General features: G+C 63.8%; 14 protein-coding genes. 1 reads left to right on the forward strand and 13 read right to left on the reverse strand.

Annotated elements, in window-relative coordinates; translation table 11 throughout:
- From ACSSV4_RS01705 to trpS, 9 genes are all read right to left on the reverse strand, one after another.
- Positions 1-393 (reverse strand): Na+/H+ antiporter subunit G, encoded by a 393-nt coding sequence (locus tag ACSSV4_RS01705; protein WP_454273037.1) that lies wholly within the window; start codon positions 391-393, stop codon positions 1-3.
- Positions 394-405: 12 nt separating this feature from the next.
- On the reverse strand, positions 406-675 hold the full coding sequence (locus ACSSV4_RS01710; RefSeq protein WP_454273038.1) for a K+/H+ antiporter subunit F: 270 nt from the start codon (positions 673-675) through the stop codon (positions 406-408).
- Positions 672-1,163, reverse strand: a complete 492-nt coding sequence (locus ACSSV4_RS01715) for a Na+/H+ antiporter subunit E (RefSeq protein ID WP_454273039.1) — start codon at positions 1,161-1,163, stop codon at positions 672-674. The genes ACSSV4_RS01710 and ACSSV4_RS01715 overlap by 4 nt, the downstream gene beginning before the upstream one ends.
- A 14-nt stretch (positions 1,164-1,177) precedes the next feature.
- Positions 1,178-2,695 carry a monovalent cation/H+ antiporter subunit D gene (locus ACSSV4_RS01720; protein WP_454273040.1) on the reverse strand — a complete coding sequence of 506 codons (1,518 nt, stop codon included), beginning with the start codon at positions 2,693-2,695 and terminating at the stop codon, positions 1,178-1,180.
- Positions 2,692-3,045 carry a Na+/H+ antiporter subunit C gene (locus ACSSV4_RS01725; protein WP_454273041.1) on the reverse strand — a complete coding sequence of 118 codons (354 nt, stop codon included), beginning with the start codon at positions 3,043-3,045 and terminating at the stop codon, positions 2,692-2,694. Before ACSSV4_RS01725 ends, ACSSV4_RS01720 begins: the two co-directional genes overlap by 4 nt.
- Position 3,046: 1 nt before the next feature.
- Positions 3,047-5,905 (reverse strand): monovalent cation/H+ antiporter subunit A, encoded by a 2,859-nt coding sequence (locus ACSSV4_RS01730; protein ID WP_454273393.1) that lies wholly within the window; start codon positions 5,903-5,905, stop codon positions 3,047-3,049.
- Positions 5,906-6,095: 190 nt separating this feature from the next.
- Positions 6,096-6,584, reverse strand: a complete 489-nt coding sequence (locus tag ACSSV4_RS01735) for a hypothetical protein (protein WP_454273042.1) — start codon at positions 6,582-6,584, stop codon at positions 6,096-6,098.
- Positions 6,581-7,063, reverse strand: coding sequence for an RNA pyrophosphohydrolase (locus ACSSV4_RS01740; RefSeq protein WP_454273043.1), 483 nt, complete (start codon positions 7,061-7,063; stop codon positions 6,581-6,583). Before ACSSV4_RS01740 ends, ACSSV4_RS01735 begins: the two co-directional genes overlap by 4 nt.
- A gap of 66 nt (positions 7,064-7,129) precedes the next feature.
- Complete coding sequence (gene trpS, locus ACSSV4_RS01745) at positions 7,130-8,158, reverse strand: tryptophan--tRNA ligase (RefSeq protein WP_454273044.1); 1,029 nt, start codon at positions 8,156-8,158, stop codon at positions 7,130-7,132.
- A gap of 74 nt (positions 8,159-8,232) precedes the next feature.
- On the opposite strand from trpS, the gene ACSSV4_RS01750 reads away from it, so the two are divergent.
- Positions 8,233-8,919, forward strand: a complete 687-nt coding sequence (locus ACSSV4_RS01750) for a rhomboid family intramembrane serine protease (RefSeq protein WP_454273045.1) — start codon at positions 8,233-8,235, stop codon at positions 8,917-8,919.
- Positions 8,920-8,932: 13 nt separating this feature from the next.
- Here ACSSV4_RS01750 and murJ read toward each other — a convergent pair whose 3' ends face one another.
- From murJ to galU, 4 genes are all read right to left on the reverse strand, one after another.
- Positions 8,933-10,471, reverse strand: a complete 1,539-nt coding sequence (murJ, locus tag ACSSV4_RS01755) for a murein biosynthesis integral membrane protein MurJ (protein WP_454273046.1) — start codon at positions 10,469-10,471, stop codon at positions 8,933-8,935.
- 87 nt (positions 10,472-10,558) lie between these two features.
- Positions 10,559-11,590, reverse strand: a complete 1,032-nt coding sequence (locus ACSSV4_RS01760; protein ID WP_454273047.1) for a glycosyltransferase family 2 protein — start codon at positions 11,588-11,590, stop codon at positions 10,559-10,561.
- A gap of 35 nt (positions 11,591-11,625) precedes the next feature.
- Positions 11,626-12,609, reverse strand: a complete 984-nt coding sequence (gene galE, locus ACSSV4_RS01765; RefSeq protein WP_454273048.1) for a UDP-glucose 4-epimerase GalE — start codon at positions 12,607-12,609, stop codon at positions 11,626-11,628.
- 21 nt (positions 12,610-12,630) lie between these two features.
- Positions 12,631-13,524 carry a UTP--glucose-1-phosphate uridylyltransferase GalU gene (gene galU, locus ACSSV4_RS01770; RefSeq protein WP_454273049.1) on the reverse strand — a complete coding sequence of 298 codons (894 nt, stop codon included), beginning with the start codon at positions 13,522-13,524 and terminating at the stop codon, positions 12,631-12,633.
- Positions 13,525-13,641 lie beyond the last annotated feature (117 nt).

Below are 13,641 nucleotides of genomic sequence, written 5' to 3' on the forward strand. Positions count from 1 at the left end.
TCAGGCCTCCCCTGCCTTTGCCGCCTCTTCGATCCTCTGCCGTTCGGCGTCGCTTTCATAGCTGGCCCAAGGGCGGTCGGTGCCGGTGGGCGGCAGGTCGGCAGGCTTGTGCAACAGGTGGAGATGCGTCTTGGCGATGAAATGCCCGGTGATGGGTGCTGTCAGGAACAAGAACAGCGTGATCATCAACTCGTGAAACGAGAAATTCCCCACGACGAAGTAGAAGTAAAGCATCGAGGCGATCAGCGCGCCGCCCACCCCGAGCGTCGTCGCCTTGGTGGGCGCATGCAGGCGCATCATCGGATCGGGCAGCTTGATCAGGCCAAACGACCCCACCAGCCCGAAGATGCCGCTGATCACCAGAAAGACGGAAATGAGGATGTCGATGAGCATGATCTTTCCCCCTTATTCGATGATGTCGCCACGCAGCAGGAAGCGCGTGTAGGATACGGTCGAGATGAAGCCGGTCATGGCGATGATCATCGAGGCCTCGAAATAGACCGTCGTGCCCTTGTGGATGCCATAGAGCGCCAGCAGCGCGATCACATTCACCACCATCGTATCCAGCGCCAGGATGCGGTCGCCTACGGCGGGCGCGCTGATCACCCGGTAGATGTTCATCAAGAGGCCGAGACCGAAACAGGCGAAGGCGAAATAGAGCGCGTATTCGATCATTCGAAAATCTCCTTCAGCCGGGCCTCGTAGCGCGCCTTGATCTCGTCGCGCACCGCGTCCGGGTCCGGCGCGTCGAGGCAATGCACCAGAAGACTGCGCCCGTCGGCGGCGACGTCGCTCGATACGGTGCCGGGGGTCATGGTGATGGTGCCCGCCAGCACGGTGATCGCTTCGGGGGTGCGCAACTCGAGCGGGATGGAAATCCACGCCGGTTTGGTGTTGGCGTTAGTCTTGAACAGGATCACATAGGCGACCTGCACATTTGCTACGCAGATATCCCAGAGCACCACGAGGATGTATTCAACGATACGCGGCGCGCTGCGCAGCTTGGGCCGGTTGGGCCAGTAGGGCGAGGTGATGACCGGGATGAACAAGGCCAGAATAGTGCCGAGCAGCAGGTTGCCGAGGGTCAGCTTGTTGACCAACATCTGCCAGACAACGATCAGCGTGAGCGTGAGGAAGGGATGGGGCAGCAGTTTGCGGAGCATCGTCTTGTCCCTCCTCAGTTTATGCCAAGCACGGCGGCGATATAGCCACCCGGTGCATGCAGTTGCGTGGCCGTCGCCTCGATATAGCCCATCATCGGACCGGCGAAGACCGACAGAGCGATGATCGCCCCCAGCATCGCGCAGACCGCGACCAGCGGCAATGCGGGTTGCGGGGCCGGGGCCTCTTGCGGGGTGTCATCCGTGACCGGGGCAAGGTTCCAGAACACCATGCTGCCAGCCTGTGCAAAGCCCAGGATCGCCACCAGCGAGGTGGCGAGGATCACGGTCCAGATCAGCCAGACCTCGGGCATCTCGCGCACCGCATCGAGCACCAGGAGCTTGCCGATGAAGCCCGAGAGCGGCGGCATGCCCGCCGAGGCAATCGCCGCGCCAAAGAACAGCGCCGCGATCAACCCGTGTTGCGCCATTTTTGGTCCGGACCGCAGCGCGCCGCCCATCTCTCCGCGCCGCTCGCGCACCAGATCGACCACGAGAAACAGAAGCGCCCCGGCGAGGGTGGAATGCATCATGTAGTAGATCGCCGCTGCCGTCGTCTCGGGGCGGAACCCCGCGATAGCGATCATCAGCGTGCCCATCGAGCCGATGGCGGCGAAGGCCGCGAGCCGACCCAAACGTTTGGCCCCGAGGATGCCGATCATACCCACGGCCAGCGTGATGAGGGCAGTGTAAATCATCATCTGGTCGATGAGCTCCGCCGTGGCCCCCAGATCGGGGCCGAAGACCAGCGTGTACATCCGCAGGATCGCGTAGGCGCCAACCTTGGTCATGATGGCAAAGAGCGCGGCCACCGGGGCCGGGGCCTCGGCATAGGTTTCGGGCAGCCAGAAATGCAGCGGCAAAAGCGCGGCCTTGATCGCGAAGACCAGAAACAGCAGCATCGCGCCGACGCGCAAAAGCGCGCTGTCCTCGACCGGGATTTCGGCCGCGCGCACCGCCAGATCGGCCATGTTGAGCGTGCCGGTCACCGCATAAAGCGTGCCAAGCGCAAAGAGAAAGAGCGTGGAGCCGAGCAGGTTGTAGATGACATATTGCACGCCCGCCTTGAGCCTGCGCGCCCCGCCTGCGTGGATCATCAACCCGTAAGAGGCGATCAGCAGCACCTCGAAGAACACAAAGAGGTTGAAGGCATCGCCGGTCAGGAACGCGCCGAAGATACCCATAAGCTGGAATTGGAACAGCGGGTGAAAATTGTTGCCGCGCTGATCCCAGCCGGAGCCGATGGCATAGAGCAGCACCAGCCCGGCAAGCACCGCCGTCAGCAACACCATCAGCGCCGAGAGCCGGTCGAGCACCAAAACGATGCCGAAGGGAGCAGGCCAGTTGCCCAGCTCGTAGACCTCGATCGCGCCGGTGGCCGAATGCAACATCAGGCCAAGCGCCACCGCCAGCACCGCCCCCACCCCCGCAAGCGAGAAAACCCGTTGCAGGAGCGGATGGTGCCGCATGGTCAGGGTCTGTACCGCCGCGAGAACCGCCGGAAGGAGAACAGGGGCGATAATCCAGTGGTTCATGCCTCTTTCTCCTGATCGGGCGCGGCGCTGTCATCCATGTTCACACTGTCCTCGCGGCCAGATAGATACGCCCCGAGTGCCAGCATCACCACCACCGCCGTCATCCCGAAGGAAATCACGATAGCGGTCAGAACCAGCGCCTGCGGCAGCGGATCGGTATAGGTCTCGACCCCCTTGCGCAGGACAGGGGGCATGTTGACCACCAGTCGGCCGGTGCCGAACAGAAAGAGATTGACCGCATAAGTCAGCAGCGAAACGCCGATAATCACCGGGAAGCTGCGCAGGCGCAGCACGAGGTAGATCCCGGCGGCGGTCAGAAGCCCGATAGCACTTGCGAACAGAAGTTCCATATCAAGCCTCTCCCTCTTTCGGTGCGTCCTCGCGCGCGGGGTTGATGTCCATCGGGAAGACGTTGACCGTCTCGCCCGAGCGCCGCGCCATGCTCGACAGGCTGTTGAGCGCAAGCATCACCGCGCCCACCACCGTCAGGAACACGCCCACGTCAAAGGCCATGGCGGTCGCCCATTCGAATTCCTCGATGGGCGGAAAATGCAGATAGCCGTAATCCGATGTCAGGAACGGCCGCCCGTTCAGCCATGCCCCGATTCCCGTGACGGACGCGATCAGCACCCCAAAGCCGATGGTGGCGTGGTAGGTCACGCGCTGCCGCGACTCGGCCCAGGCAAAGCCAGAGGCCATGTATTGCATCAGGAAGGCGGTGGCCACGATCAGACCGGCGATGAAACCGCCACCAGGCTCGTTATGGCCGCGCAGGAAGATGAAGGCCCCGACCATCAGCGCAATCGGCATCATCACGCGGGTCGCGACCACCATCATCAGCGGGTGCCGGTCGCCCGCCTCGGCATAGCGATGCGCGTCCCAATTGGCGAGCCAGCGCCCGCCCGGACCTTTGAGCACGGTTTCCGTCAGCGCGTAGATCACCAGCGCCGCGATCCCCAGGACGATGATCTCGCCATAGGTATCAAAGCCCCGGAAATCCACGAGGATCACGTTGACCACATTGGTGCCGCCGCCGCCCTTGTAGGAATTGGCGAGGTGGAAGGCGGAAATGCTCTCCTGTGCAAAATCACGCACGAGGATGGCATAGGTCAGGCCGGTGACCGCCACGCCGCCGACAATGGCGATGCCTGCATCACGCAGACGGCGCGCCGGGCTGCTCTCGGCTGGCGTCTCGCGTGGCAGGAAGTTGAGCGCCAGCAACAGCAGGATGATTGTCACCACCTCGACCGAGATTTGCGTGAGCGCGAGGTCGGGGGCCGAGAAATAGACGAAGCCGATCGAGACCATCAGCCCGACAATCCCCATCAGCACCAAGGCGAGGAAGCGGTTGCGGTGAAATGCGACGAGGCAGATCGTCGCCAGCACCAGAAGCAGCCAGCCGATGGCCGGAATGAAGGTGATCGGCAGCGCCTCGCGGGTAGGGCCGAGCGAATTGCCGCCCGACCAGGCCAGCGCTCCGGCGATGATCACCGCGACCATGAAGACGGCCGCGTTGCGGGTGAGCGCGCCGTTGTGGATACCATCGGTCAGCGCGGTCGAGAGCGATGTCGCCGCGCGGGTCACCGCGTCGAACATCGCCTTGGCCTCGGGGCGCGGCGTGGCGTTCCACATCCGCATCAGCGGGCCATGCAGCGCCAGCAGCAGCGCGCCGCCCAGAACCGCGATCACCGACATCCACAAGGCGGGCACCAGCCCGTGCCAGTGGTAGATCTTGACGTAGGGATCGGCCTGCGTCACCGCCTGCGCCGTCACCTTCACCAGATCGCCCGCGAAGGTCATCGGCATGAACCCGATCAGCAGGACCAGCACGGTCAGGAAGGCAGGGGCCGCCCACATGCCGAAACCGGGGTCATGCGGCTTGGCGGGGTAATCGCTGCGTTCCTTGCCGAGGAACACATGCGCGATGTAGCGGAACGAATAGGCCACCGAGAACAGCGCGCCAAGCGTCGCCACCGCGCCCATGAGCCAGTAGGGGCCGACCCAATGCGTCTCGGCCACCTCGGCGAGCATCATTTCCTTGGACAGGAACCCGTTGAGCGGCGGAATGCCCGCCATCGACAGCGCCGCGATGGTGGCGATGGTGAAGGTGATCGGCATCAGATGCCGCAAACCGCCAAGGCGCTTGATATCGCGGGTATGCGCCTCGTGGTCGACGATCCCCGCCGTCATGAAAAGCGCCGCCTTGAACGTCGCGTGGTTGATGATGTGGAACACCGCCACCACCGCCGCCGCCTTGGTGCCAAGGCCCAGGAGCATGGTGATCAGGCCCAGGTGGCTGACTGTCGAGAAGGCCAAGAGCGCCTTGAGATCGTCCTTGAAAAGCGCGATCTTGGCGGCCATCACCATGGTGATGAGGCCCGTCGAGGCCACGATCCAGAACCATTCCGGTGTGCCCGCGAGCACCGGCCACATCCGCGCCATCAGAAACAGCCCCGCCTTCACCATCGTCGCCGAATGCAGGTAGGCCGAGACGGGTGTGGGCGCGGCCATGGCGTGCGGCAGCCAGAAATGGAACGGGAATTGCGCCGATTTGGTGAAACATCCCAAGAGGATCAGAATGAGCGCGGGCAGATACATCGGGCTCGCCTGAATGGCGTCCTTCTGCGTCAGGATCACGCTCAGGTCATAGCTGCCAGCGATATTGCCCAGAATGAGCATCCCCGCGATCATCGCCAGCCCGCCCAGGCCCGTCACCGTGAGCGCCATGCGCGCGCCCTGCCGCCCCTCGGGCAGATGCTTCCAATACCCGATCAGCAGGAAGGACGAGAGCGAGGTCAATTCCCAGAAGACCAGCAAAAGCAGGATGTTGTCACTGAGGACGATCCCCACCATCGCGCCCTGAAAGAGCAGCAGATAGGTATAGAACTGCCCCATCGGGTCCTCTCGCGAGAGGTAGAACCGCGCATAGAGGATGATCAAAAGGCCGATCCCGAGGATCAGCCCGGCAAAGAGCAGCCCCAGCCCATCCAGCATGAAATTGACGTTGAGCCCAAGCGACGGCAGCCAGTCGATGTGATAGGTCAGCACCTCGCCGCGCATCACGGCGGGAGCACAGAGCAGCAGCAATATAAGGGCGAGGCTGGTGGCCGACGCGGTGAAGGCGGCGCAGGTGTTGCGGCCCGCCTGAATCATCAACCCCGGAAAGAACGCGCCCAAGAACGGCAATGCCGCAATGATCGGCAAATAGATTGCGGCACTGTCCATGCGTGTCCTGCCCCCTGTCCCGTCCCTGTGGCCCGCTACCCGTTGCGCAGGTCATGCGACGCAGGTCAGGCCATCTCGATTGATCATCGGTAATATATTGAAGCTCCTGCCCGCAACAAGGCGATTCCGGTCGATTTCGGATCAGTGCCTTGCAAAACACGTATCATGGGCGCGGTCAGGGGGTTTGAGGCGCGCACATCCCGCCGCTGTAGCAGGTCTCGACCCGGCGCAGTGCTTCGGACGTCGGATCGGCATAGCCCATGCCGCCGCAGGGGTCGAGCGCGAGCAGGTAACCGGTCTCCGTGCGTTGCAGAAAGGCGAGATAAGAGGTGCCGGGGGAGGCACCCGCGCACCACGGCCCGAAGCATTGCGCATCGAGGGTAATCCGGCGATCGAACGGCAGATCGAACCCGGTCTTGGTCAGGGCCTGCCCGGTCATTCGGGCCGGAATCAGGGTATGCGGCGGGGTTGCCGCCTGATCCTGCCAATCGGTGCGCGGCAAGGCGTCAGCGTCAAATTCGAGCCGGCCATGCACCACGATATAGGCCTCGTCCGCCTCGGCAGCCTGCTGAAAGGTCCGGGCCACATCCGGCGGCAGACAGGACAGAGCGAGCGCCGGACCGGAGAGCGCGCAAAGCAGCGTGATGAGGCCTGCGCGGATCACAAGAGCGCCCCGAATTCGTCAAGCACGGCACTATAGACGGCGCGCTTGAACGGCACGATACTCGCCACCAGATCAACAGGCGGCAGCCAGCGCCATTCGGAAAATTCCGGGTGATCGGTGGCGATGTTCACATCCGTATCCTGCCCCAGAAACCGCATCAGCACCCATTTCTGCTGTTGTCCCCGATAGTGCCCCTTCCAGATGCGCGGCACGAGGTCATGCGGCAGATCGTAGTAAAGCCATCCCTCCGCCTCGGCCTCGATCCGGACCTTGTCGGCGGTGACGCCGGTCTCCTCCCACAACTCGCGCAAGGCGGCCTGCCGCGGGGTCTCGCCGGGGTCGATCCCGCCCTGCGGCATCTGCCAGGCGGGGGCGTCATTGTCGATGCGCTGCCCGACAAAGACATGTCCTGCACGGTTGACGAGCATCACGCCGACGCAAGCGCGGTAAGGTAGGTTCGCAATCTCTTCGGGGGTCATGGCGGGCCTTTCCTGAGCGTGCGAATCCTGCGGCGTCACGCGCCGCGCGTCAAGCAAGTGAAAGCGTCAGACCTCGCGGCTGACAACCATGCCCATGATCTCATAGGTCTGACGCAGGATCGGGGCCGCGATGGCGCGGGCCCGGTCCGCGCCATTCGCGAGAATGCGGTCGATCTCGGTCACGTCCTGCATCAGTCGCGACATCTCGGTCGAGATCGGCGCGATCTTCTCGACCGCCAGATCGGCCAGCCTCGGCTTGAACTCGGAAAACGGCTTGCCACCGGCCTCGGCCATCACCTGATCCACGCTCATATCCGCGAGGGCGGCGTAGATATTGATCAGATTGCGCGCCTCTGGACGATCCTCCAGCCGCTTGGCATCGAGCGGGAGCGGCTCCGGATCGGTCTTGGCCTTGCGAATCTTCCTCGCAATCGTGTCGGCATCATCGGTCAGGTTGATCCGGCTCATGTCCGAGGGATCGGATTTCGACATCTTCTTGGCACCGTCGCGCAGGCTCATCACCCGCGTCGCGGCACCCTCGATCACCGGTTCGGGAATCGGGAAGAAATCAACGCCGAAATCGTTGTTGAACTTGATCGCGATATCACGGGTCAGCTCGAGATGCTGTTTCTGATCCTCGCCCACCGGCACATGGGTGGCGTGATACGCAAGAATATCCGCCGCCATCAGCGCCGGATAGGCAAAGAGCCCCAATGATGCATTCTGCGCGTTCTTGCCCGCCTTGTCCTTGAATTGCGTCATGCGCTGCATCCAGCCCATCCGCGCCACGCAGTTGAACACCCAGGCCAGCTGCGCGTGCTCGGCCACCTGGCTCTGGTTGAACAGGATCGAGCGGGCCGGATCGAGACCCGAGGCGATGAACCCGGCGGCCAGTTCGCGGGTCGCGTGGCGCAGATCGGCGGGCTCCTGCCAGACGGTGATGGCGTGCAGATCGACCATGCAATAGAGCGTCTGAACCCCTTGGTTCTGCGCATCGGCAAAGCGTTTGAGCGCGCCCAGGTAATTGCCGAGATGCAGGTTGCCCGAGGGCTGGATTCCCGAAAATACGCGGGGGGTAAAGGCCGCCTCGGTCATGACTCAACTCCGTGGTGGATTTCTGTGCCCGCCTCGCTTACCCATGCGCCATTGCCCCGTCAAGGAGAGCCGCAATGCATGACCCAAAGCGCCCCAGCCCGCTCAACCCGGTGCCGCCCTTCTTGATCGCGCTGTTTCTGGTGATCATCGGGGTCGAGGCGATGTTCTCGCTCGGCGCGCGCGGCATGATCGGCGGACCCGAGGCAATCGGCTGGCGCGCGGGCGCGATCGAGGATTACGGGTTCAACGGCGATATCCTGACATGGATGATGCAGAACAACGTCTGGCCCACGGAACATCTGCGCCGCTTCGTGACCTATGCCTTCGTGCATGGCAGTTTCACCCACGCGCTCTTTGCCGGGGTGCTGCTGCTGGCCATGGGCAAATTCCTGAGCGAGGTGTTCCGCCACTGGGCGGTTTTGTTGCTGTTCCTGCTGAGCACGGTCGGTGGTGCGCTGGTCTTTGGCCTGGTGGTGCAGGATCGGCCGTGGCTGATCGGGGCGTTCCCAGGCGTTTATGGCCTGATCGGCGGCTTCACCTATATCATGTGGCTGCGGCTTGGGGAGTTGGGCAGCAATCAGGCGCGGGCCTTTACGCTGATTGGCGTGTTGATGGGGCTGCAACTGGTGTTCGGCCTGCTGTTCGGCGCGAATGCCACATGGGTGGCCGATGTCAGCGGCTTTGTCGTGGGCTTTCTCGCCTCATTCGTGCTCAGCCCCGGCGGTTTCGCCAAGCTGCGCGCGCGCATCCGGCACGAGTGACCGTGGCCGTTGGTCAGCGCCGCAACCGGGTCTGGATCTCCTGAAGCCGGAACGCCCCGAGGCCCTGACCGAAGAGACCATAGGCCGCCGTGCCGACGGCGATCAGCACCAGCATCGCCAGCCACCGCCACCCCGCCATGCCGAAGGCCGGCCCCAGAACTGCGCTCATGCCCCAAAGCACCGCACCCATCAGCGCCGAGGCCAGCACAATGCGCCAAAGCCTGCGCCGGAACTGGCTGTCGAACCGCGCCACGTCGCCAAATCCGTGCGCCCCGCGTGCCAATTGCCAGACCATGACCCAGGCGGCGGTGGTGGTCGCAATCGCTGCCGCGAGCCAGCCCACGACATAGGCAAGCCCGACCGCCAGAACCGCATTCACCACCATCGCCACAAGCGCGTAGTGAAACGGGCTCTTGGTGTTCTCGCGCGCAAAAAACAGCGGCTGGAGGATCTTTTGCAGCACGAAGGCGGGCAATCCGAGACCGTAGATCGTCACGGCAAGTGCTGTCGCGGCGGTATCCTCGGCGTTGAACGCCCCGCGCTCGAACAGGACCGAGACGAGCGGCAGCGGGATCACCACAAGCGCTACGGCGCAGGGGATGGTCAGGGCCAACGCCACCTCTCCCGCGCGCGACAGGGCATAGCGCGCGCCAATATCATCTCCGGCCTTGAGGCGGCGCGACAGATCCGGCAGCAGCACGATCCCGACGGCAATGCCCACCACGCCGAGCGGCAGCTGATAAAGGCGATCGGCGGAGTAGAGCCAGCTCACCGCCTTTTCGTAATTTGAGGCAACCAGCTGTCCTACCACAAGATTGACCTGCACCACGCCCCCGGCCAGCGCGGCGGGCACCGCGACCCGCACCAATTGGGCCATCTCGGTTGTCCAGCGCGGGCGCACCGGACGGATGCGCAGCCCGGCCCGCGTCGCGGCGTGCCAGACCAGCGTCAGTTGCGCCACCCCGGCCACCGGAATGGTCCAGACCACGGCCCGAACCACCTCGGTGCCGAGATACATCGCGCCCGTCATCGCCCCGATCAGCAACACGTTGAGAAGCACCGGGGCGGCGGCGGCGGCGCCAAATCGCCCGGCGGCATTCAGCACGCCCGAAAACAGCGCCGCAAGCGAGATGAAGAACACGTAGGGAAAGACGATGCGCCCATAATCCACCGTCATGCCAAAGCGCGCATCGCCCGCGAACCCCTCGGCGGTGGCCCAGACCAGCGCGGGCATGAAGATCATCGCTAGCGCGGTCACCACCAGCAGAACGAGCCCCAGGCCCGACAGCGCCAGCGCGGCAAAGGCCAGCGGGTCGTCCTCCGCCTCCAGTCGCTTGGAGAACATCGGGACAAACGCCGCGTTAAAGGCACCCTCCGCAAAGAACCGGCGAAACATGTTGGGCAGGCGGAAGGCCGCGACAAAGGCGTCCATCACCATGCCCGGACCGATCAGGCTCGCGATCATCACATCGCGCGCAAAGCCGAGAATGCGGCTCATCAATGTCCAGCCCCCCACGGTCAGGATCCCGGTGAGCAGGCGGACAGGTTTCATGCGGGGCAACTCCGGGGTGACGGCACGCGGCAGGCTTAGCCCATTCGGCGGCATCGGGAAAGGGGCCGGTCCACCGCCCGCGATCTGCTAGATCCAACCACCGCGCGACATCAGTCCCATCGCTTCGAGCTGCCGCCATCCGGTGATCCGGGTCGAGGCGTCACACCACAGCTCCGGGTCCCCGGTCAGCGCGTCGTAATAGCCTTCGTAAAGGGCACTGTTGGCAAAATGCTCCTGCCTTGCCTTTTCCTCGGCAGAGTGGTCCACGACCGTGTTCAGGAACTTGCTGTGCAACAGCACCCCCGAGGTCAACTCTCCCCCCTGCCGGTCATAGACGTGGTTCAACCGCCGGGGCAGCAGCGAATGCGCGGAACTGACATAGGCATAGCGCCGGTTCCACTTGACCAGCGGCACCTTGCCCATCGTGGGCGCGCGACGCGGATCGCTGGCAAAGAACATCCGCGCACGCGGCCCGCCCTGTATCCACAGGGTCTCCAAGTCCGGCTTGCGCCGCATCGAATAATTGCCGCCATCGAACCAGCACAGCCGCTCGAACGGATCATCCCCCGGCAGGTAAGGTTGCGCCGAGAGCCGCCCCTCGGGATACATGTCCAGCATCAGCGCCCCGAAGGACGCCCGCCCCTGCCGCTCCAACCAGTCACACAGCGCAGGCAGAGGCCGGGTTTCATGATAGGGATAGAGCAGACATTCATCGGCATCGAGCGTCAGGCACCAATGGCCATGCCCGTGCCGCATCTGCAACCAGGTCAGCCAATCGACCCCGAAACGCGACAGCTTGTAGCTCTGCGCCGCGCTCCAGAGCGAGACATCGGGCTGCGCGGCCAGATACTCGCGCGTGCCGTCGGTGCTGGCATTCTCGACGATCAGGAAATGCCGCACACCCAGTCGCCGGTGATGTTCAAGGAAGTATGGCAGCCGCAGCGCCTCGTTGCGCATGGTGCTGAAACACAGGATATCGCCGCGCCCGATCTGCGCCGTGCGGTCGGCAACCGCGCGCAACTGCCGACGCTTGCGGACACTGCGCCAGAGCAGGCGGCGGCGCTTCCACCGCAGGCGATAGGCCATCGCCATGTCGCGTATCCCGTCGCCTCTGCCCATGCGGCCCTCTTGATCCCCATCCGGCAGGGTCGGTGCTATTTCGCGTAATGTCCAGACTGATGCCAGCGCCAGGCATCTCCGATCATCTGCGTCAGCGTCGAGCGGGCGGGCTGCCAGCCGAGATCCGCCGTCGCCCGGCTGGACCCCGAGACAAGCCGCGTGCAATCGCCCGGACGGCGCGGCCCCTCGATGATGGGCACGGCGCGATTGGTCACCGCCGCCGATTGCTCGATCACCTCGCGCACCGAAAAGCCGCGCCCGGTGCCGAGGTTGAAGACCCGGCTGCCGCGTCCCTCTTCCAGCCAGTTCAGCCCCAGCACATGGGCATCCACCAGATCGCAGACATGCACGTAATCGCGGATGCAGGTGCCGTCAGGCGTGTCGTAATCGGTGCCGAAGATCGTCAGCGCGTCGCGCTTGCCATCGATCGCATCCAGCATCAGCGGAATGAGATGCGTCTCGGGCTGGTGAAACTCGCCAACCTCGGCCTCGGGATCGGCCCCCGCCACGTTGAAATAGCGAAAGATCACGTGGCGCAGGCCGTATGCCACCTCGAAATCGCGCAGCATGTCCTCGATCGCGCGTTTCGAGGCGCCATAGGCGTTGATCGGATGCTGCGCGCATCCCTCATCCAGCAGCACGTTGTCCTGATCGCCATAGGTGGCGCATGTCGAAGAGAACACCATGTCGAGACAGCCCGCCGCCACCGAGGCCTGCATCAGACTGAGCGAGCCCGCCACGTTGTTGTGCCAGTAAAGCTCTGGCGCGCGCATGCTCTCGCCGACCTGGCTGAGGGCGGCGAAATGCATCACCGCCCGCGGCCGGTAGGCGGCGAACACCCGGTCGAGCCGCGCGCGATCCGTGAGACAGCCCTGCTCGAACGGGCCGAACCTGACGGCGTCTTCCCAGCCGGTGCTCAGATTGTCATAAGTAACAGGCGTATAGCCTGCGCGGCTGAGCGCCTTGCAGGCGTGGCTGCCGATATAGCCCGCACCTCCGGTAACCAGAACATTCGTCAAAAGCCGCCCCCGTGCCTCAGTCTACTGCGCGGCCTTTTCGGCATGCACCACATCCGAGATGTAATTCCACAGATCGTCGCGCAGGTCGTCGCGCGCCAGCGCGAAGGCCACCGTCGCCTGCAGGAACCCGGACTTGGAACCGCAATCGAAACGCTGCCCCTGAAAGCGATAGCCATAGACCTCCTCGCCCTCCGCGCGCGCCGCGTCGATGGCATCGGTCAGCTGGATCTCGCCGCCCGCGCCCGCCTGCTTCTTGTTGAGCTTCTGCAACACCGTGGGCGTCAGGATATAGCGCCCGATCACCGCCAGATTCGACGGCGCGCTGCCCGGCTCGGGCTTTTCCACCATGCCTTGCGTCGACACGATGCTGCCCATGTCCTCCTTCACGTCGAGAATGCCATAGGACTGCGTCGCCGCATCCGGCACGTCCATCGCGGCGACCATGTTGCCGCCCACCTCCTCAAAGGCCTCGACCATCTGTTGCAGGCACGGCTTCTCGGCGGCGATCACGTCATCGGGCAGGATCACGGCGAAGGGCTCGTTCGCGATGAAACGCCGCGCGCACCACACCGCATGGCCCAGACCGAGCGGCTTGTGCTGGCGCATATAGGCAATCTCGCCGCTGTCCATATTGGTCGATTTCAGGATCTCGAGCAGCTCGTCCTTGCCTTTCTTGCGCAGTTCCTGCTCCAATTGCGGGGCGTTGTCGAAATAATCCTCCAGCGCCCCCTTGCCGCGCGAGGTCACGAAGATGAACTCCTTGATCCCCGCCGCTCGCGCCTCGTCAATCGCGTATTGCACCAGCGGACGATCCACCAGCGTCATGATCTCCTTGGGCACCGATTTCGTCGCCGGAAGAAACCGCGTCCCCAAACCCGCAACCGGAAAAATTGCTTTTTCGACTTTCCGACGCATCACCTGCTCCTCAAATCTCTGTTTTTCTTGTCATACATGAAGCCGCTTTGGTTTGTATAACGCTAAGGCAGAGAATTGAGTCTTTTTTTGGCCATGGCGGGGAAAATCGAAGTCGGC

The organism is Roseovarius sp. MBR-154 (assembly GCF_053628595.1).